Origin of the sequence: Membranihabitans marinus (genome assembly GCF_021729155.1) — a bacterium.
Lineage (GTDB): Bacteria > Bacteroidota > Bacteroidia > Chitinophagales > Saprospiraceae > Membranihabitans > Membranihabitans marinus.
Genome location: NZ_JAJQYA010000004.1, coordinates 197,764 through 218,459, shown reverse-complemented (window position 1 = coordinate 218,459; position 20,696 = coordinate 197,764). Strand labels below are relative to the sequence as shown.

The following is a 20,696-nucleotide window of genomic DNA, read 5'->3' as shown; positions in this document are numbered from 1 at the left end:
TATCTTAAAATACCTTATATTTTTGGATTATGCGGTTGAAGAGAATTGAAATAAAAGGGTTTAAGAGTTTTGCGAATGAAACCCATATCCTATTTGATGAAAATATTATTGGAGTTGTTGGTCCCAACGGTTCAGGCAAATCGAATATCGTAGATGCAATAAGATGGGTCCTGGGTGAGCAGAGCAGTAGAGAATTGCGTTTGGAGAGCATGGGCGATGTTTTGTTTAATGGTTCCAAGACCAAGAAACCTTCCAATGCCGCAACGGTAACCATTACTTTTCAAAATACTAAAAATCTACTTCCAACAGAGTTCAATGAAGTAGCCCTCACCCGTAAACTGTTTAGGAATGGCGACAGTGAATATCGGATTAATGAGGTTAAATGTAGACTGAAAGATATCCAAAACCTGTTCCTAGATTCAGGAATTGGATCCAATTCTTATGCCATAATCGCTCTAGGTATGGTAGACGATATATTGGCCGATAAGGAAAATGCTCGGCGTCATATGTTTGAACAAGCCGCTGGAATTTCAAAGTATAAAAGTCGTAAAAAGGAAACGCTAAAGAAATTAAAAAATACTGAGGATGACTTGGAGCGAATTGAGGATTTGGTATTTGAAATTGAAAAAAATCTTAAAGCCCTAGAACGACAAGCCAAACGTACCAAAAGATATTACGAAATCAAGGAAGATTTTAAGCAGTTGGCCGTGGATTTGGCATTGATACGCAGTCGAAGAATTAAGGAAAAGTTATCAGGACTGGAGTCTAGTATTAAAAAAGAAAAAGAAGCTTATGCTTCAATCGATGCAAAAATCACCCAACAAGAAGCCCAGATTGAAAGTCTAAAAAAGCAAAGTTTAGATCAAGAGTTGGCGTTGAGTGATGCCCAAAAAGATATCAATAAAACCATTGCCAAGATCAGGGGGAAGGAAGAAGATATTAGAATATTAAAGCAGCAATTGAAATTTAGGGATAAAGAGGTTACTGAAGCTAGCGAAAATTTACAGAGCTATAAAAAACAACAAGAGACCTTAGTTACCAAGCAACATTCGTTGACTCAAAGATGTGGAGATGCTGAAGAAGTCTACATAAAATACGCTGCCAATAAAAGTAAACTTGAGGAGCAACTTACTACAGTTAAGTCCCAATATGAATCGATAAAAATGGAAGTAGACGCCATGTTTATCGAAACTAGAAAATTAGAAAAAGAGGTTTTAAATCTCGAGCGAGATATTCAAGTAGTGCAATCCAAGGAACAGAGTTATAATGAATCTGTGGCTCGAATAAAAAATCAAGTAGAACAACGAAGTCATAAATTAAAACAAGAACAGGATTGGTTGCTATCGGTATCATCCACACTTTCGGATTTAGAAAATAAAATTTTTAATAAAGAAAAAGAGATCGAAGAAGTCGGTCAAAAAATCCAAGACAAGGAAAAAGATCTGGAAAGTAGCAAACAACAGTTCCATCGCCTCAATAGAGCATTGGACGCTAAGACGAATGAAAGAAAATTATTACAGGAGTTTGTGAGAAATATGGAAGGATTTCCAGAAAGTATAAAATTTTTAAGTAAACATAAGCAGTGGGAATCCTCTAGAATCCTTCTTTCGGATATCTTATCGGTAGATCCTTCTTATCGGGGGATATTGGAACACTTTTTAGCGGATTATCTCAATTACTTTGTGGTTGAGGACTTTGATGAAGCCAATGTAGCTATTGAAGTTTTGGCAAGAGAAAATAAAGGGCGATCAGGGTTTTTTATTTTAAATGAATGGAAGACAAATGGAGTTCAAGAAATGGATAGTATTCCTGGTTGTATCCCAGTATTGGATGTTATCAAGTGCGAGGAAAAATACAAATCTCTTTTTTATGCCCTATTTAATCAATCATATTTTGTAGTAGATTCAAGTTTTAGTAAAAAGGATTTATATCACGAGGGGACATTTTTGTTTACTGATGGATCTATGCATCGAAGTGTAGGTATGATGATGGGGGGAAGTATTGGTTTGTTTGAAGGCAATAAATTAGGGCGTAAGCAGCAAATAGAAGAATTGAGTCAGTCAATTGATGAAATAGAACTTGAACTAAAGTCGTGTAAGGCTGATCAACATAAGATTATTGGCGATTTAAATCAATTGAAGTCCAATCAGCTAAAACAGGAACTTCAAAAATTGATTCAAGAGAAAAACACCCTAGTGGGACAAAAGCTTAAGGTAGAAACCACTATTGAAATGTCAGAAGGGGAGATCCTAGAATTGAATAAAGAATGGGAGCGTCTAAAGGAAAGGCAGCAACGTAACGTCAAAAATCTCGATGACTTAAAGTCTAATTTATTAGAGAAATCCAATACATTGAAATCCAATCAACAGTCCTTGGGAGAACGGGATAATGATTACAGGATTTTGTCGGAGCGGTACAACGAAGTAAGACAACAGTTCAATGAAGCCAATATTCAAGAGATTCAACAGCAAAATTTGGTAAAACAGCTGCAGCAAGAATATAAATATTCCGAAGATAAAATCAAGGATTTAACAGAATCTATAGTCTTGGCTCAGAAAAAACAACAGCAGGGGAAGGAAACCATATCTGAACTAAGAGAAAAGATAGTGAATAGTGAAGATCAATTATTAAAATGGTTTGATGAGCGCAAGGAAAATGAGAAGTCACTCAACGATGTAGAAAAGGTTTTTTACGGTTTTCGGATGCAGGTAAGTGATATGGAATCGGAAGTCAAAAAAATGGCCCAAAATCAAAGAAATGTCCAGGTCTTGATCAACGAGCTCAACGAAAAAATGAATACCGAGCAATTTGAGTATGCCAAGATCATTGAACGATTAAAAATCGAATTCGATATTACCGAAGAGTCCATGCCAGAGAAAAGATATTTCGAAGAATTTTCAGAGGAAGAGGTAGAAGAAAGGGTAAAAAAAATGCGTCATAGACTAGCTAATTATGGGGATATTAACCCATTGGCTGTAGAAGCTTTTGAAGAAATAAGCGAGAGACATTCAAGTATAATAAGTCAAAGGGATGATGTTCTAAAAGCGCGAGATCAATTGGTGGAAACCATGGATGAGATTGAAAATACTGCGACTAAAAAGTTTCAAGAAGCTTTTGATGAGGTTCGATTAAATTTTATTAAGGTATTTAGAAGGTTGTTTACCGAGGATGATGACTGTGATTTAATTTTGTTGGATGCCGATAATCCCTTAGAATCTAAAATTGATATCATTGCTAAACCCAAAGGGAAGCGTCCCAAATCGATAAGTCAACTTTCTGGAGGTGAAAAAACCTTAACTGCAACCGCATTACTTTTTGCCTTGTATCTATTGAAGCCTGCTCCGTTTTGTATTTTTGACGAAGTAGATGCTCCTTTGGATGATGCCAATATTTATAAGTTTAACAAAATAATTCAGGAGTTTTCAGGGGATTCTCAATTTATTATTGTGACTCACAATAAATTAACTATGGAATCCGTAGATATTATTTACGGTGTATTTATGGAGAATACAGGAGTGTCCAATGTAGCTGCCGTTGATTTTCGTCATTTGGACAAGGTGGCGGAATTTGCCGTTAATTAATCCTTTTATTGACAGAGGATAATAATGGGGTTCGTACGTATTTTGTTGCTTTCATTTCCCGCCCTATCTACCATGTAGATCTCGTACTGCAAAGTATCGGTAGGATAGACTAAAGAAGCTTGACAAGGTGGAGTGCCGTCGGGGAAAATACAACACGTCGTATAAATAGTCAGAGATATTTCCCCTTCTATTCCTCTAGAAGCACCTTCTTCAGGTAAATCGTCAATAAAAAAAGAAGCTGCCTTGAATTCGTCCCTAGTGTCAACGACAAATATGTTGGAAGAATCACTACCAATGTCGCCATCGCCATCGGTAAATGAAAAGGTTACAACGATAGAATCTGTGTTGAAACTATTTTGCACCATAACATTATCATTCATTCCTACAAAAGTCAATTGTGGTTCAATTGGAAAATCTGGTTTCCTTACACATGAGGACAACCATGTGATACCCAATAAAGCAACAATAAGATGATATAGAATTGATCTTGTCATATGCATATAAATGTAAGAAAGTTATTTAATTTTTTCATATTTACCGTTAAAAGCTAAAATAATATTAATCTTATTTTAGAGTTTTAACTGTTTGCTATTTTGAGATCTTTTTGATTACAGTAAAATCTAACCCCATTCTATGCAGTCATTAATCGAAAAATTATCTGGACCAGAGTCTGAAATTAAATTTGTTGCTAATCGAGTTGACGAGGATCAAAAAATTCCTAAGGTTTGGCTAGATCATATTTACAATCACGGCTTATTCCATATGTTTGTACCCCAAAATATTTTGAATTTTAAAATGCCAATGACTTTAGGCGATTTTTATTTTCCTGCAGCTGTTTCCCTGATTGAACAATATGCTAAAATTGACGGTAATTTGGCTTGGTTGATTCAGATTGGAGCTGGAGCTGGAGTATTTGCAGCTTATTTGGAACCCAATGTGGCTCAATATTTTTTCGGACGTCCTGAATCAGTTGTCGCAGGATCTGGATATGCTACCGGACGTGCAATAAAAGAAAAAGATGGATATAGAGTAACAGGAGATTGGAAATATGCCAGTGGTATAAGCTATGCTTCTATGGTAACTGCGAATTGTATTTTGGATGATGGTCATTCAACTTCTCCGCAGATAATATCTGTCATCATGGATCCCAGCGATGTCTCAGTTTTACCCAATTGGAATGGAATGGGGCTGAGGGCTACTGAAAGCCATAGTTTTTCTGCCAAAGATGTATTTGTGCCCAAAGAACATACCTTTGTGATGTCTTCTGATAATTTGCGCCATAAAACTCCATTGTATAAATTGCCATTTCACTATTTTGCCAGAGCCGTCTTTATGCCAGTAATGATGGGAATGATGAGTGATTATCTGGATAATTTTAAAATCTGGATGGAGCACAAATTCAGCGGTCAACCACTGGCTGAGCTTGCGGATTTGGCAAAGAAAACCCAAGTGATGATGGACAATTTTAAAGATGTCTTTTATGATAAATTAGAATTGTTGTGGGCCAAGAGTATCAGTGGTAATTCAAATTCTGAAGAGGAAAAATCTTTCTATAATCTATGTATAGATGGAACGTCTAATTATCTGGATCACCTGTATGAGTGTCATCGTTACACAGGAATGGAAGGAGCAAGGATGAATACTCGTTTAAATCAACTTTTTAGAAATATTGTCACAGGTTCCAGTCATTATTTACTTTCACCATTGTCGACTAAAATATCTAAATAGATAATATATATTTTTATAGATGTCGTAATAAACTTAAAGACAGTTTGTTGCGATGTGTTTATGGATTGAAAAAAATAGTGAATTCAAATTTCACTAAATTTTTATACCTTTGCGATGTCTGAAAGGGGTGCCTAGTTTTTTTTAACGTAATTACAGGCTGAGAATATACCCATCTAATGATTTATTGGATTTCTATCCCCATAAATGTATTAGAGTACCTGATCCGGGTAATGCCGGCGTAGGAATTTTGGATTACAATTAAATAATGTACATAAATTTTGATCACATTTATGTGAATGTAGAATTTGCTATGGCTTGGCCTGATCACTTGCGTGCACACTAGTGGTCTAAGATGGTAAGAAATAGTGATTAATCTGTATTTGAAAGTATTATTCGATTGTATAAATATTTCAGAAAACTTAAAAATTAGATTAAATGTTGAATCGAATGATAGGGTGGTTAATCCCTTTGGTATTGATGCCGGTTATGGTGTTTTCACAGGCTCAAATTAGTGGCCAAGTCATAGATGACAAAGGTCAGAGTATTATAGGAGTCCATTTTAAAGTTCTTCCCAGTGGTCGTTTGGCAGTGTCAGATGAGAATGGATATTTTTCAATAGACAATATTTCCAGCCAAGATAAGGAGTTGCATATTTCCCATATAGGGTATGAGTCTCAAAGCAAAGAAATAACAGAAGATTTGCTTCGGTTTAATAAGTATATTTTGAATTCGGCTCAAGTGATTTCTGATGAAATCGTCGTCCAAGGAATACGCGCGGCAGAAAATACAGGGACGACTTTTCAAAATATAGATAAAGAAGAGATTGCAGCTAAAAATATAGGTCAAGATTTACCTTATTTATTGCAGATGACTCCGAGTATTGTCGTTACCTCTGATGCTGGCCACGGAATCGGTTATACAGGAATGAGAATTAGAGGATCCGATGGAACTCGTATTAATGCTACAATTAATGGAATCCCATTAAATAATGCGGAAAGTCAAGGCTCTTTTTGGATTAATTTGCCCGATTTTGCTTCTTCGGTAGAAAGTCTTCAAATTCAACGAGGAGTGGGTACATCTACCAATGGGGCTGGTGCTTTTGGAGCGAGTCTGAATATATCAACCAATACCTTGAATCGAGAGGGATATATTGTTCTAAATAATAGTTTGGGGTCATTCAATTCCATTAAAAACACTATAGGATTGGGGACAGGATTGATTAATGAAAAATTTTCCCTCGATGCGAGATTGTCTAGAATCACTTCAGATGGCTTTATAGATCGCGCTACATCTGATTTGTCTTCCCTGTATTTGTCGGGAGCATGGTATGGTAATAATCACATCTTGCGTTTCAATATAATTTCTGGAAAAGAGAAAACCTACCAAGCGTGGAATGGTGTGCCAGAAAGTAAATTGGATGATGATAGAACTTTTAATGAATTCACTTATGAAGATCAGACAGATAATTACACTCAGTCTCATTTTCAATTACATTATTCTCAACAGTTGGCCACCAATTGGAATTGGAATATTTCATTGAACTACACTCCGGGAAAAGGGTATTATGAAGAGGATAAAAAAGGACAAAGTTTTTCAGATTATTCTTTGACCCCCATTGTGATTGGAGATACTACCATCTCTAGTACGGATTTAATTAGACGCAGATGGTTGGACAACCATTTTTATGGCTTTACCTCACATACGACATGGTCTGTTGATCCTTCCTTAGAGATGACAGCAGGTTTGGGATTTTTTCAATATAAGGGATTGCATTTTGGTGAAATCTTATGGGCTGAATATGCTTCCACCTCTAATATTTACGATCGATATTATGAAAATGATGCTCTTAAAAACGATGGCAATGTATATTTAAAGACGACTAAAACAATGGATAAAACTTCCTTGTATTTAGATTTACAGTTGCGTAATATCTATTATTCATTTTTGGGATTAAATCGCAATGGGGAAGAAGTAGAACAAGAAGCAGATTTATTGTTCTTTAATCCAAAATTTGGATTGTCCCATGTTGTCAGCCCAAGTTTAAGTGTATATGCTTCCCTGTCCAAAGGGAGTAGGGAACCCAATCGCAACGATTATACAGAATCCAGTATTGACAGTCGTCCAAAACCAGAACAATTGTATGATTTTGAGGCCGGTGTGAAATTGGCCAATGAAAAGCTTAATCTAGAAACCAATCTCTATTATATGTATTATGTAGATCAATTGGTATTGACAGGAGAAATAAACGATGTGGGAAGCTATGTGCGCAGTAACGTCGATCAGAGTTATAGAGCAGGTTTGGAAATCAATGCCCAATATGGAATATTGCCAGAGCTTTACATAACTGGTAATTTAGGTTTAAGCAGCAACAAAATAAAGGATTACACCCAGTATGTAGATGAATACGATGTCGATTTTAATCTTATTGGACAATCCTCTGAAAATTTTGAAAGCACAGTAATTGGTTTTTCTCCCTCTTGTGTAGCTGGTTTGGGATGGGTATATAGTCCATTTAAGAATGCGAGTATAGGCTGGGAGACTAAATATGTATCTCGTCAATATCTAGACAATACAGAGAATGAGTCGAGAAGTATTGATCCTTTTTCATTTTCCAATATTCGTCTGAATTATTTACTTACTCCACCTCGAATGAAGGAAGTGAGGTTTGGTCTTGATTTGAAAAATATTTTTGGAGCAGCTTATGAGACCAATGGTTATACCTATGGCTATTATTATAATGGAGTGAAAGAAGATTACAATTTTTACTATCCTCAAGCAGGATTTCACTTTATGTTCTCCCTCAATATTAAGATTTAAGAATAATCTATATTCTTCAAAAAGGAAAACCCCGGTTAAGATAATTCTTAACCGGGGTTTTCCTTTTTATTTTAAATTACGATGTCTATACTACGAGACCGTTGTTTTGAAAGCCTGAATTGAACCCTATTTTATGAGGTAAATTATCATCGAAATCCTCCCATTCAATGATCTCATTGAGAAAGGTGTCGACATAGCGAAACATAAATTCACTGGTTAACTCATCGGGACGGATAATTTCTATATTCTTCGGCGGTTTCGGTTCAGCGATTTCTTCAATATGGGGATAAGCAATAAGAATAACAATCTTGCCATTGAAGAGTTGTTGAAAGATCAACATTCCATTGCTTTTATATAGATTTTTTTTGAACTCTTGACCCACTCGTTCAAAGATGCCGCTGGGTTCTACACCCAATGAGAATACGATGGACTCCAAATTGGCCATTCCAGCCCTGAGTTCAATAGTTGCTGGAAGTTTTGTTTCTTCAATTACTTGATTCAGAAATTTTTTAATTTCTTCTTTTGTACCATCTTCCCATTGTTTTCTGTATTCAATGGTGTTTTGAATGGTGGATTTGTACTTGTTTACCTTGTGTACTAGATCTTGTATTGGTGACATATATTTTATTTAAATCTTACGGATATTCCAGCTACTGCATTTATACCAATTCCTTGGTAATCCTGCCAGCGAATGTATTTACTATCAGCCAAGTTATTAAATTGGAGAAAGGCTCCAAAATTATCGGTGAATAAATATTCACCATTAATATTGACATCGAATACAGAGTTGGTTTCCATAAGCATATTTTCTGGATGGTCAACTGCGGATAGAAAACTAAAATCCAAACCTAAATTTAATTTACCATTCAATAAACCATATTTACCACCTAATTGGACTTTAGTAGTAGGTATATAATAAGCAGATTCAAGAACATCCATTTTATAGTTGTCGTATCTCACCAATGCATAAGCATTTAACTTTTCGATGATAGGCATACTGACGGAAAGTTCTACATAAGTATTTTTGGCATCATCAAAAATAGGCGCATATAAAATATAAGGATCTTGACTACTTATATTGTAAACGGCCAAATCTTTGATGCTTCTAAATCCTCCTTTTAGGTTGTAATTAATCCCAGTCATACTTCCTTTTACCCCGACATAATAGTCGTTGATATCAGATAAGAATAGACTATCGAATACGTGATCCATAAATGGATTTTCGTTGAGGAAGGATCTAAAACTATTGACTTTGTATTTACCTGTGGCTCCTACGAATATATTCAGTCTATTGTTTAACATAGAATATTCCAATTCAACATCTGGCTTTATACCAGTGTCACTTCCTGAAGACAACAACATTGCACCGGCCTTAACTTTAATATTGCCCGATGAATATTGTACAAAAGGATTGAATTCAAAATAATTTTGTTTTATTTCAGCCTCCTCTTTATAATGGTCGTTGAAACTGTTGAGATTGAGAGAAGCCAACCAATGGTCACCAAATTTTTTGTGGATATTACCCAGTAAATTAAAGGTATTATTTTTCTGGGCGAAATTGGTTTTTAGAAATAATCCCTCAACCGCCAATGAGTAATCTATACCCAGATCATTTTCTTCATAGTTGTTGATTTTTACTCCCATTAAAAAATCAGTGTATTTGATTTTATCCACGGTTAAACTACTATCGATAATTTCTTCAGCCGGGTTATAATATTGGTATTGATTGTTTTTGTAACCGATATAGCCATTGATTTTCACCCCTAAATCAGAGTAAAAGTCGAGATCCCCTCTAAAGTCGATGTTTAATGCATTTCTACTTTCAATTTCATGGTCTTGAATCCCTCTTACATCAGTAAATAAATTGGTTCGTATACTTTCATTTACAAAAATATTGTAGCCGCCCTGTACCAAGTAGTTAAGTGGATAACCAGCTCCCAATTTTAAATACCCAGCATAGGGGTCGGGGCCATCACCCATTCTAAAAGCCATAGGCTTAATAACTGGTGGATTGTAAGTGATAGATTCTTGATGATCCTCAACCTTATATTGAAATGTTTGTTCAGATTCTACCTTATGGGTAGTCGTGGGCTCAATAGATATTCTTTTGGCGTCAACCAATCGAGCTTCAAAATCTTTTACAACCTCTACTTCACTGGTAGGTAACTCTTTATTTTGGTTTTGACCATATAAGGCTGAACTCGTTAATAGAGTCAATAGGATGATTTTGCGTATCATAGGTTATACTTCAGTTATATTTTATTAATTGTTTCCGTAATCCAATTCCAACTCACCATTCTGAGCTCCTTTTTCGATACGGCTTGATTTTTTCTCTAAATCGGTTATTTCTTGTAATATGGCTTTTGCTTCTCGTTGGATCTCTTGATCGGAGGCAAAATTGTCTATTACTGCTTCTACTGCTGCTTTGGCATTAAAAAGATCATTCTTCTTAATCAAGACCTGAGCATTTAACAACAAACTCTTAGCTACCCAATACGGATAACTACCATTTTTGGTATAAGCTTCTTTTGATTGGCTTTCTGCTTCAGCCAATTTTCCTTGTTGATAGAGAATTTTGGCGACTAAATACCTAGACTCTGCAGTGGCTTCGTTATCCGAGTTTTGAATGACAAACATTAAGTTCTTTAAGGCTTCTATTTCATTATTGGTTTCCAGTGCAGCTTTCCCCAATGTGAAATGAGCTAAACTTTTTTGTTGGGCATTGGCTAAAGAATTGCTTTTTACTAAGTCTGCAAATTTTAAGATCGCTTTTTGGTCTGATACTTTAAAAGCTGCATTTAACGCATTGATCTGTGCATCAAATTTTTCTTCTTTATCCGTAGTTAAAGCTTCGTATAAACCGTAGTACTTCAAAGCTTTATTGAATTCTTCACGGTCATTGAATGCAATGATAGCCGCTTTTTTGACTGCATCATTATAAAATGAACTGCTTCCTTTGGCGACTACAGCTTCATAGTCTTGTAATGCAGCTCCAAAGTCTTTGATCAATACATTGGATTCAGCTCGATTGTACAAAGCCTCCAACGCATAGAACCCTCGTCCATATCGCTTTAAATATTCGGTATAGGCCGCTACTGCTTGAGGGTATTGACCATTGATGTAGTAAGTATTGGCAACGCTATATTGTAAACTATCCTTTTGTTTTTCACCCACTTTCATTCCCGGTATCGATTCCAATACTTTAAAATAAGCGTCGGTATTGCCTTGGTCGATAACGTAGATTTCTTCTATTGCTGCAAGGGCATTTTGTGATTCTTCACTGGTAGGATTGTTTTTTAGAATAAGTTGATAATTGGCCAAAGCGGCACTACTGTTTCCGAGGTTGTATTCCAATAATCCGAGTTTAAAATAGGCCTTGTTGATCAAATTACTTTTGCCCTTGTATTGATTGACCAAGGTCTGTAAAGGCAGTATGGCATTTTGGCTTTTTCCCATTTCTATATAGGTGTCAGCTTGTTCCAATAATGCTTCATCAGCATATGTAGAGCTAGGTATTTCACGAATTAATTGATCTAGGTATTCTAGCTTTTTTTCTGGTTGTTTGGTCAATCCGTGAATTTGACTATTCTGATATATAGCGTAGTCATAACCAGCTACTTTTTTGGAAATGGCAGTATTATATCTCGCTATGGCCTTGCTGTAATTTCTCTGCTTAAAGTAACAATCTCCAATTCTTATATAAGCATCACCTTCAATTCTCTCATAAAGGGAATTTTGATCTTTGGATGCAGCATTCAATTGGTTTTGACTACTAATACTCTTTTCAAAATGTTGAATGGCATAGGTGAACTCATTGTTCTTTAAATAGTTGTATCCCTGGATATAGTGGGCATATGCATCGGATACTTCAAATTCTTCATATTGATTATTAGAGGCTTTAGCTAAGGCAAAATATTTGTTTAATGCCGATTCACTCTTTGCATATTCTCCTTCGCGATTTAAAAGTTCCCCCTGCCAAAAGAATGTGTTGGACTGAAGACTAGAGATAGGAGTGTATTTCAAACTTTTATCCAAGTTGACTAAGGCTTGAGCAGTCTTTTTGGCTTGGATGTCTAACTTGGCTTGATTTAAGGTAATGGTTTGATATGCTTTCTGAAGCGCCGGTGTCAATTGATCTAATTTTTCCATTATCTCAATAGACATTTGATAGTTTTTGGTATTAATCAACACCTCTGCCATTAAATCTTGTGCCTCGGCGTAATATTGGGAGGTGGGCAAGAATTTGGAAAAAGCATTGATGGCATCGACGTCGTATTCCAATTCCGCTGATAATTTAGCGTAGTTCAATAAGGCATTTTCCCTTAAGTTTAGGTTTTCAGGAAATTGAACGACATTGTAAAATGCATTTCTCGCAGAAGCTCTATCACCTTCCCTTAAATAAGATTCCGCTAGGTAGTACATTGCTGTTTGACCGAGAGTATTGTTTTCATTGCTCAATTCTTTAAAATTGGGAATGGCTTTGGCAAAATCTTCATTTTTGTACTGGACATAGGCCAATTGATAAAAGTCTTCAGCTCTCATGGTCCCAGAACTGGCTTCATATTCTTCTAAATATGGTTGGGCTTCTTTATATTGACCCAGTTCAAAATAACTTTGACCAATGAGGTGATTGATTTCTTTTTGATTTTTAATACCCTTTTGACTTGAGAAGGGTAGAGCATAGGAGATTAATTCATCGTATTGACCGTTGGCAAAGTAAATTTGAGTCAAGTAATATGGAATTAATTTTTTGTAATTATTATCCTGTTCGGCAATTTTCCATGAAGCTATGGCCGTGCGATAATCTTCTTGGAAATAAGCACATAACCCGTAATAATAATTGATGTCGGTATAATGAGGTCCTTGAATGCCCTGACCTTTTGCAAATACTTCAATGGCAGCATCGAAGTCCTTTTTTACAAAATGGCTGTATCCCAATTTAAAAATGGTTTCACTGTATTGCTCGACATTTAGAGTTCCCGTGCTTATCTGACCGTAGTATTTAATGGCTTGATCAAATTTGCGATTTCTAAAATAATGATCCGCTAGATTGAAAAGTGCTTCATTGGCCTGTGGGTCGGGCTGATAGGTTTCGATAAAATCAACCAATAACTCTTCTCCATCGGGCTGATCACTATACAGCGCCGATTGTGCTCTGATTAATTCCGCATGAATCCTTATATTTTCAAATTCAGATTCGTAAATTTTCTTGTTTTCTTTCAAAAATGCATTGACCAATGGGATGACTTGAGCGAAGGCATTTTTATTGTACATTTCCAATGCCTGTCGATATTGTTTAAAATCATCTAGGTCCTTGTAGGAATATTGCCCATAGGTAGACATGAAGATAAATAAGCAACCTACGATAATTAAGGCTCTGAATGGTTTACGATTCATATAGTGTTTGACTTTTACCTTTTAAAAAAGCTTTATTGAGGGTATTTATTGTATTTATTCTTATGTATATGTAAAGTTATTTTACAATGAACATGGTACAAATCTAAGAATTTTATGATATGTTAAATAACTATTTTATATATTCTTTGTAAACAACGGTTTCTGTGTGATTTTAAGTATGAATTATCTGCATTTTCTCAAAAGAAGAATTGCCCTCGAATTTTGTATTATAACTCTGATAATGAGTATGATGACGATGGAAGTCTAATCTTTAGTATGTCGATGTATAATAGATTTTACACAGGAAAATTCGATGGCTTAACAACCTTCAGTAAAATGTTAATACAAAGATGTTAATAGGTCGATATGACTTGTTCTATTATTTCAGTGCATGTATCGATGTCGTGTTCGCGGATGGTTAGTGGGGGAGAGAAGCGAATGATATTGCCATGAGTGGGCTTGGCAAGTAAGCCCTTTTTACTTAGAGCAACACAAATATCCCATGCCGTAGTAGAATCCTCACTGACATCTAATTCTATAGCATTCATTAGCCCCTTACCTCTGATCGATCGAATTATTGAACGATTACCGAGTGAAGAGGATAAATTATTCCTAAATCTGAGTCCCATATTATATGAATTTTCTCCGAGTTTTTCATCGATTAAGATTTGTAAAGCCCTTTGCCCCAAAGCACAAGCAATGGGATTTCCACCATAGGTTGACCCGTGTTCTCCAGGTTGAATACAGAGCATAATTTCGTCATCGGCCAATACGGCCGATACAGGATATAGACCACCCGATAAGGCTTTGCCCAGGATTAGAATGTCGGGCTGTATGTCTTCGTATTGGCAAGCTAGCATTTTTCCAGTCCTGCATAGACCTGTTTGGATTTCATCTGCGATAAAGAGTACGTTGTTTTTTCGACACAGTTGGGCGGCTTTTTTTAGATAGCCATCAGAAGGGATGTGAACACCGGCCTCACCTTGGATGGGTTCTACTATAAATCCAGCTACATTGTTGTCATTTAGTGCTGCTTCCAATGCGGTTAAGTCATCATAAGGTATGATAGTGAATCCTGGAAGAAATGGACCAAAATTTGTAGTACTTGAAGGATCGATGGAGGCTGAGATTACGGCTAAAGTACGGCCGTGAAAATTATTTCGAACGAAAATAATCTTGGCTTCATTGGTCGGGATGTTTTTCTTTTCATAAGCCCATTTTCTGCAAAGTTTAATTGCGGTTTCTACGGCTTCAGCTCCAGTATTCATAGGCAAGACCTTGTCGTAATTCATGAGCTGGCAAATATATTGAGCAAAAACTGCGAGTTGGTCAGAGTGGAATGCTCTTGAAACCAAACTCAATTGTGAGACTTGATCTATTAATTGCTGAACTAAGGCAGGATGGTTATGGCCTTGATTAACGGCAGAATAGGCGGCTAAAAAGTCGTAGTATTTTTTGCCTTCTACATCGTATACGAAAATATCTTCACCTCTTGATAAAACTACGGGAAGGGGATGGTAGTTATGGGCGCTAAATTGATTTTCTAGATCTATATAATATTTACTATTTTTCATAGTGTTATTGTATTTATGTGTTCTTGGAAGATTGTGATATCTGATTGTAAATTTCTATTATTTGAGGGAGTAGACCAATGGTTCCACTATTGTCGATGGAATAATCAGCGACTTCCGCTAATTCAGGAATATGATTTTGGCTATTCATTTTGCGTTTAATAGTGATGACATCATTTTGATCTCTTGTCATTAGTCGTTGTATTTTAATAGGGACTGGAGTATTGACCATAATGATACCGTGAAGTTGATGAATATTAGGATCGGGATTTATTAAGGCAGATTCTTTTAGAGTAAATGGTCCCGTTTGTTGTTTTTGCCAGTCCAAGTAGTCTAGTTTTACTATGGGATGTACCAAAGCATTTATGGCATTTCTAATTTCAATATCTTGAAACAAAGCCTTGGATATTCGCACTTTGTCAATATTGCCGTCGGGGAGATATATTTTATTGTCGAATAATTCGATCAGTCCTTGTTTGATTTCAGGATTAGATCGCATAAGGAGCTTGGCTCTATTATCAGCAGAATAGATAGAAATGCCCAATAGGTTAAAAAAATGAGCACAATAACTCTTGCCACTTCCTATGCCGCCTGAAATTCCAAAGTGCTTTATTTTTGTCATTTGTTGGATAAAGTTAAATTTGTGATATAAACAAAAATACTAAAATGAAGTTTAAAGAAGTCAATGCCTTAAATGCAGTAGCAGAATTTCATCATACCTTTGGTCTTCCCGTTTTAAATCAACCCATAATTCCCGATGAACAAAGAACGGAATTAAGGGTGAACTTACTACAAGAAGAAGTCAATGAATTGAAAGAGGCCATAGAAAATGGTGATTTGGTTGAAGTCGCCGATGCGTTGGCCGATATTCAATATGTATTGTCAGGAGCCATATTGGAGTTTGGATTAGCCGAAAAATTTCAAACACTTTTCGATGAAGTTCATCGTTCGAATATGAGTAAAACTTGTGCCAATGAAAAGGTCGCTGAGCAAACGATAGAACATTATAGACAAACGAAAAAAGAAGAAGGCTATATGGAAGCAAAAGAAGGTAGATTTATCGTGCACAGAAAAGGAGATGGAAAGGTTTTAAAGTCTGTAGAGTACAGTCCGGCTGATATTAAAGGAATATTAACAACTTAAGCGAATATTGATTCGTATATATATAGATGATTCTTTTTGAAAATAAAATAGAGATATGAAATTTTTAGCTACTGTCTTTTTGGTGTTGGGAATGTGGTCCTCCATGTTGGGTCAAGATCAAGGTCATGAGATCAAGGTGTTTTTGGAAAATAATGAAAACGATACCTTGTATATGGCCTATTTTTATGGGGATAATCAATACGTTACCGATACGGCGGTACGCAATAGCCAGGACGCCTACGTGTTTTCAAAAAAGGAAACATTAAAACACGGTATATATATATTGGTTCTGCCACCAAAAAATGAATTTTTTCAGTTTATGGTAGAAGATAGTCAAAATATAACGATAAAAGCTGATGCGAAAAATATAGTAAATACCATTGAGATAACTGGGTCACCTCTAAATGTAGCCTTTTACGATTATTTGAAATTAATTGAAGTATCAAGGGTTAAGAAACAAAGTGTAATGGACTCTTTAAATAATGCTACCGATGCAGAAAAATCTATATTGGAAAATAAAATAGTGGATATTGATCGTCAGGTTCTCCACAAACAAGACGAATTAATGAAGTCCTACGATGGAACTTTACTCGATATAATTTTGGCTTCAAGTAGAGAACCAGATATCCCCAGTTTTGATGGATTAGATAAAGAGGAAAAGCAGCGTAAAGCATTTCAATATTACCACGATCATTATTTCGACAATGTTCCATTGGATAATGATATCATATTGAGAACGCCATTTATCCACAATAAGGTAATGACCTATATCGATCAATATACTTATCAGATACCAGATTCTATTAATAGAGCTATAGATGTGTTTTTAAGTAAAATCGATGAGGATCAAGATCTCTACCGATTTTTCTTGATTAAGTTTTTAAATAAATATGCAAATTCTAAAGTCATTGGTTTTGATGCTATCTATGTTCATCTGGCTCAAAATTACTACGGTAAAGGTAAAGCCCCCTGGATTGATGAAGAAACCTTGGTTAAAATATTGGACAATGCCGAGAGGTTTAGTTATACCTTAATCGGGAAGGATGCGCCAGAAATTAGATTGTACGATGTATACAATGAAAGAGAAATTACCTTGAATACCTTTAAAGGAAATTACACAGTGATGATATTTTGGTCGCCTACTTGTAATCATTGTCAAAAAGTAATGCCGACGATGCCAGATATCATTAAAAAATTTTCCAATAAGAATGTGAAATTTGTGTCCATCTGTACCAAGGCCGATGAAAGTTGTAAGACTTTTGTCGATGAAAATATAGGGGAAAGTCCGATGTTTCACAGTCTTCCACTAAGCAACTACGGTAAAGTCTATGATGTGCGTTCTACCCCTAAGATATTTGTGGTTAGTCCTGAAGGTAAAATTGCATCCAAAGGATTGGCTGTCGAACAAATTGAGGAAGTGGTCAATTTGTTAATTGAATCAGATGAATCGAAGGCTTCTAAAAATTCTAATTAAGTAAAAAAATATTTCTATTTTTTTAGAACCTCATTTTGTTATTACAGTATTTATTTCCTTTTAAAGGTCATAAGTCAGATCTATGTGAAGGATAAGATCTAAGTACTTAGTCATCGTTGATTAATCTGACAACAAGGGTATTTATTATTATTTTTTAACCGACAGTCTGAATATCATTTGTTAATGACCGTTCGAATTAGATCGGTATGATTGAAAAATCAAGTAGCCTATTTTCATTTTAACTAGACTGTGGTGAATGACATCTTCCTATAGAACTAGATTATAAGTTAAAAAGACCATATTGTTTCATTCTATTTATTATTAAATGAATTAGATCAGTTTCCATCTCATTGCCTTTTATACACTCTCTTCGAGGTTTGGACAGAGGTTATTCTTCAATTTTAAGCCAGCTGTTATATTTGAACCTAATACGGGAAAAATCCCGTGATGAAATAATTATAATATAAGAAAAATTTATTGGAGAAGAGGAGACGGAAATATCTGACAATAATGCATTAAACTAATTATTCATTTTCATTTATTAGTGTTTTTATAAAAAATATTCCTATATTATGTTTAATATTTGAAATTGATTGAGTCTTTCGTTAGTAATTTACATTTTAATATAATGTAAATATTTGTTTGTATTTATTTATTGAACTTGAATTTCTTCATTTGGGAAGTTACAAGGAATAGATTTTTTAACTTTTAAAATATTAATAATGGGAGTATTTGAAAATTTATTAAAAAGACATAAAAAGAATCAGATTCAAGATTCAGTTCCTGAAGGGTATTGTCCCAATTGTTGGGGTAGACAAGAATATGGCGGTGAATTTTTTGAAGCGGTGTACAAAGAGAATATCGAGAGTAATAGTCAAGGAAATAGAAAAAGTTGGTTGGCTAAGTACGCCGCTGAAAAATTGCAAGGTATTAAATTAGAAGAAAAAGATGGAGTTTTAGTGTGCAAGGGGTGTAATTTAACTTACCGTAGAACATAAGATCAGTAAAATGGCAACGAAAATAAATATCAAGAATTTACCTGTGGGTTATCAGTCTATAATTTCTAATGGTCATCACAGTATTGTCGGGGATGAGCCATTGCATAGCAAAGGCACTGATTTGGGATTGTCTCCAACTGAACTGGTGTTGTCGGGATTGGCAATGTGTAAGGTAGCAACAGTTAGATTTATTGCTCGTAAGAAAAATTATAAAATAGGAAATGTCGATGCTCATTTGGAACAAAAAGTAAAACGAGGGAATAATGGACAATTGTCTACTGAAGTCGAGGTAGCTATCTCCATAGAGGGAGACATCACAGAATCACAAAGAAGGGAGTTGATCGAGGAGGCAGATCATTGCTATATTCATCGAATGTTGAATGGGGATTGGGATATAGCATCGGCCAAGGAATGGAACTTGGAAGAATAAGTCAAAGTATTTATATCTAACTTAATGGTAGTGGGTTGTATCTATTTGCTGTGATAAATCTATTAAATTTATGAAGCTATGAATGTATTTTGCTATAATAATTGGATATTTGGGCATTAATAAATATATCGATAAAAGATTGCCGGATATCTTTTTAAGTGTAAATACCATGAAGAAAATTCATATCATTTCTATAGGTGGTGCAGTAATGCACAATATAGCCATACAATTAGCAGCAAAAGGAAATTTAGTTACAGGTTCAGACGATATTGTTTTTGATCCCTCTAAATCAAGATTAGAAGAACATGGACTTTTGCCTGAAACTATGGGCTGGGATGCCAGTCGCATTCATTCTGATTTGGATTACGTGGTTTTAGGTATGCATGCCAAAGGAGATAATCCAGAATTGTTAAAAGCGATTGAGTTAGGTATACCCATTTATTCTTTTCCTTCCTTTATTCGACATAGAGCGCAGAATAAGCGTATTGTAGTAGCGGGATCTCACGGTAAGACTACGACTACTTCTATGATAGTTCATTTATTAAAGGAGTTGGGACAGGAGGCCGATTATTTAATTGGAGCCAAGATTGATGGATTGAGTGATGTGGTGAGATTTGATGATCGTCCCTATTTTATAATAGAAGGGGATGAATATCCATCGTCCGCTATCGATTTGCAATCAAAATTTATGCATTATGATCCCCATTTTATAATACTTACTGGAATTGCTTGGGATCATATGAATATCTTTCCAACCTATGAAAGTTATTTTTCTACATTCGAAAATTTATTCGCGAGTCTAGATCCATCAACGACCATTATCTACAACGGACTGGATAAAGAAGTTTGTAGACTAATAGAAAAATTCCCTAAGCTTCGAGCCAAACCATATCATATTATTCCATATCAAATACAAAATGAAGAGTTTGTTTTGGAGGGGGGCTATCCTTTACAAATTGTGGGACAACACAATGTCTCCAATTTAACAGCAGCTATTATGCTTTGTCAGGAATTGGGTTTTGAATCCGAAAAATTGTTTGAAGCGGCTACTCATTTTGGAGGGGCTTCTAGGCGATTGCAGTTGATCAGTGAAAATAAACAATCAAAGGTGTATTTGGACTTTGCCCATGCTCCTTCCAAGGTGAAAGCGAGTGTAGGTGCAATTAAAGAAATATCGGAGGGCAAGATCTTGGTAGCGGTATTGGAATTACATACTTTTTCAAGTTTAAATTCCGAATTTTTACCTCAATATAAAGATGCTTTGGCAAAAGCTGATATTGCTTTGGTGATGTTTGATCCTCAAATTGTAGCCAATAAAAAAATGAAAGCTCTCGAATTTGATGAAATCAAGAAGGCATTTAACAGAAATGACTTAATAATAATCAATAGTCGCACAGTTCTAGAAGGTGAATTACAAAAAATATTTACATCTTTGCAGTCTAAAAAATTCAATTTAGTTTTTATGAGTTCAGGAAGTTTTGGCGGCTTGGATATTAAAAAGTTTATTGAAGCAAAAGTCGATTAGTCGACTTACCATATAAAATTAAATATTAGGTA

14 protein-coding genes are annotated in these 20,696 nt (G+C 35.3%); 8 read left to right on the top strand and 6 right to left on the bottom strand.

The window, feature by feature from the left end; translation table 11 throughout:
* The first annotated feature begins 29 nt into the window (after nucleotides 1-29).
* Nucleotides 30-3,581 carry a chromosome segregation protein SMC gene (gene smc, locus LVD51_RS04505; RefSeq protein WP_236969999.1) on the top strand — a complete coding sequence of 1,184 codons (3,552 nt, stop codon included), beginning with the start codon at nucleotides 30-32 and terminating at the stop codon, nucleotides 3,579-3,581.
* A 5-nt stretch (nucleotides 3,582-3,586) separates the two neighbouring features.
* Here smc and LVD51_RS04500 read toward each other — a convergent pair whose 3' ends face one another.
* On the bottom strand, nucleotides 3,587-4,075 hold the full coding sequence (locus tag LVD51_RS04500) for a hypothetical protein (RefSeq protein ID WP_236969998.1): 489 nt from the start codon (nucleotides 4,073-4,075) through the stop codon (nucleotides 3,587-3,589).
* Nucleotides 4,076-4,214: 139 nt separating this feature from the next.
* Between LVD51_RS04500 and LVD51_RS04495 the strand changes: the two genes are divergently transcribed.
* Both LVD51_RS04495 and LVD51_RS04490 read left to right on the top strand, forming a co-directional pair.
* Complete coding sequence (locus tag LVD51_RS04495; protein ID WP_236969997.1) at nucleotides 4,215-5,309, top strand: acyl-CoA dehydrogenase family protein; 1,095 nt, start codon at nucleotides 4,215-4,217, stop codon at nucleotides 5,307-5,309.
* A 435-nt stretch (nucleotides 5,310-5,744) separates the two neighbouring features.
* Nucleotides 5,745-8,126 (top strand): TonB-dependent receptor, encoded by a 2,382-nt coding sequence (locus LVD51_RS04490; RefSeq protein WP_236969996.1) that lies wholly within the window; start codon nucleotides 5,745-5,747, stop codon nucleotides 8,124-8,126.
* An 85-nt stretch (nucleotides 8,127-8,211) separates the two neighbouring features.
* Here the strand turns inward: LVD51_RS04490 and LVD51_RS04485 are convergent, their stop codons facing one another.
* From LVD51_RS04485 to coaE, 5 genes are all read right to left on the bottom strand, one after another.
* Complete coding sequence (locus tag LVD51_RS04485) at nucleotides 8,212-8,745, bottom strand: hypothetical protein (RefSeq protein ID WP_236969995.1); 534 nt, start codon at nucleotides 8,743-8,745, stop codon at nucleotides 8,212-8,214.
* Between the two features lie 5 nt (nucleotides 8,746-8,750).
* Nucleotides 8,751-10,364: a porin family protein gene (locus LVD51_RS04480; RefSeq protein WP_236969994.1), complete on the bottom strand. Its 1,614-nt coding sequence runs from the start codon at nucleotides 10,362-10,364 to the stop codon at nucleotides 8,751-8,753.
* Nucleotides 10,365-10,388: 24 nt separating this feature from the next.
* Nucleotides 10,389-13,523 (bottom strand): tetratricopeptide repeat protein, encoded by a 3,135-nt coding sequence (locus LVD51_RS04475; protein ID WP_236969993.1) that lies wholly within the window; start codon nucleotides 13,521-13,523, stop codon nucleotides 10,389-10,391.
* 353 nt (nucleotides 13,524-13,876) lie between these two features.
* A complete protein-coding gene (gene rocD, locus LVD51_RS04470; RefSeq protein WP_236969992.1) occupies nucleotides 13,877-15,097 on the bottom strand; it encodes an ornithine--oxo-acid transaminase in 1,221 nt (406 codons plus the stop codon).
* 13 nt (nucleotides 15,098-15,110) lie between these two features.
* Nucleotides 15,111-15,716 carry a dephospho-CoA kinase gene (gene coaE, locus LVD51_RS04465; RefSeq protein ID WP_236969991.1) on the bottom strand — a complete coding sequence of 202 codons (606 nt, stop codon included), beginning with the start codon at nucleotides 15,714-15,716 and terminating at the stop codon, nucleotides 15,111-15,113.
* Between the two features lie 44 nt (nucleotides 15,717-15,760).
* On the opposite strand from coaE, the gene LVD51_RS04460 reads away from it, so the two are divergent.
* The 5 genes from LVD51_RS04460 to LVD51_RS04440 all read left to right on the top strand — a co-directional run bounded on the left by LVD51_RS04460 (nucleotide 15,761) and on the right by LVD51_RS04440 (nucleotide 20,664).
* Entirely contained in the window at nucleotides 15,761-16,237 is a 477-nt protein-coding gene (locus LVD51_RS04460; protein ID WP_236969990.1) for a nucleoside triphosphate pyrophosphohydrolase family protein, read from the top strand.
* Nucleotides 16,238-16,292: 55 nt separating this feature from the next.
* Nucleotides 16,293-17,711, top strand: coding sequence for a TlpA family protein disulfide reductase (locus tag LVD51_RS04455; RefSeq protein ID WP_236969989.1), 1,419 nt, complete (start codon nucleotides 16,293-16,295; stop codon nucleotides 17,709-17,711).
* A 722-nt stretch (nucleotides 17,712-18,433) separates the two neighbouring features.
* Complete coding sequence (locus LVD51_RS04450; protein ID WP_236969988.1) at nucleotides 18,434-18,709, top strand: hypothetical protein; 276 nt, start codon at nucleotides 18,434-18,436, stop codon at nucleotides 18,707-18,709.
* 10 nt (nucleotides 18,710-18,719) lie between these two features.
* On the top strand, nucleotides 18,720-19,139 hold the full coding sequence (locus tag LVD51_RS04445) for an OsmC family protein (protein WP_236969987.1): 420 nt from the start codon (nucleotides 18,720-18,722) through the stop codon (nucleotides 19,137-19,139).
* Nucleotides 19,140-19,221: 82 nt separating this feature from the next.
* Nucleotides 19,222-20,664: a UDP-N-acetylmuramate--L-alanine ligase gene (locus LVD51_RS04440; RefSeq protein ID WP_236969986.1), complete on the top strand. Its 1,443-nt coding sequence runs from the start codon at nucleotides 19,222-19,224 to the stop codon at nucleotides 20,662-20,664.
* Nucleotides 20,665-20,696 lie beyond the last annotated feature (32 nt).

Excerpts from the sequence above, each read along its gene's own strand:
- smc (WP_236969999.1), top strand. The coding sequence starts at position 30 with ATGCGGTTGAAGAGAATTGAAATAAAAGGGTTTAAGAGTTTTGCGAAT.
- LVD51_RS04500 (WP_236969998.1), bottom strand. The coding sequence starts at position 4,075 with ATGACAAGATCAATTCTATATCATCTTATTGTTGCTTTATTGGGTATC.
- LVD51_RS04495 (WP_236969997.1), top strand. The coding sequence starts at position 4,215 with ATGCAGTCATTAATCGAAAAATTATCTGGACCAGAGTCTGAAATTAAA.
- LVD51_RS04490 (WP_236969996.1), top strand. The coding sequence starts at position 5,745 with ATGTTGAATCGAATGATAGGGTGGTTAATCCCTTTGGTATTGATGCCG.
- LVD51_RS04485 (WP_236969995.1), bottom strand. The coding sequence starts at position 8,745 with ATGTCACCAATACAAGATCTAGTACACAAGGTAAACAAGTACAAATCC.
- LVD51_RS04480 (WP_236969994.1), bottom strand. The coding sequence starts at position 10,364 with ATGATACGCAAAATCATCCTATTGACTCTATTAACGAGTTCAGCCTTA.
- LVD51_RS04475 (WP_236969993.1), bottom strand. The coding sequence starts at position 13,523 with ATGAATCGTAAACCATTCAGAGCCTTAATTATCGTAGGTTGCTTATTT.
- rocD (WP_236969992.1), bottom strand. The coding sequence starts at position 15,097 with ATGAAAAATAGTAAATATTATATAGATCTAGAAAATCAATTTAGCGCC.
- coaE (WP_236969991.1), bottom strand. The coding sequence starts at position 15,716 with ATGACAAAAATAAAGCACTTTGGAATTTCAGGCGGCATAGGAAGTGGC.
- LVD51_RS04460 (WP_236969990.1), top strand. The coding sequence starts at position 15,761 with ATGAAGTTTAAAGAAGTCAATGCCTTAAATGCAGTAGCAGAATTTCAT.
- LVD51_RS04455 (WP_236969989.1), top strand. The coding sequence starts at position 16,293 with ATGAAATTTTTAGCTACTGTCTTTTTGGTGTTGGGAATGTGGTCCTCC.
- LVD51_RS04450 (WP_236969988.1), top strand. The coding sequence starts at position 18,434 with ATGGGAGTATTTGAAAATTTATTAAAAAGACATAAAAAGAATCAGATT.
- LVD51_RS04445 (WP_236969987.1), top strand. The coding sequence starts at position 18,720 with ATGGCAACGAAAATAAATATCAAGAATTTACCTGTGGGTTATCAGTCT.
- LVD51_RS04440 (WP_236969986.1), top strand. The coding sequence starts at position 19,222 with ATGTATTTTGCTATAATAATTGGATATTTGGGCATTAATAAATATATC.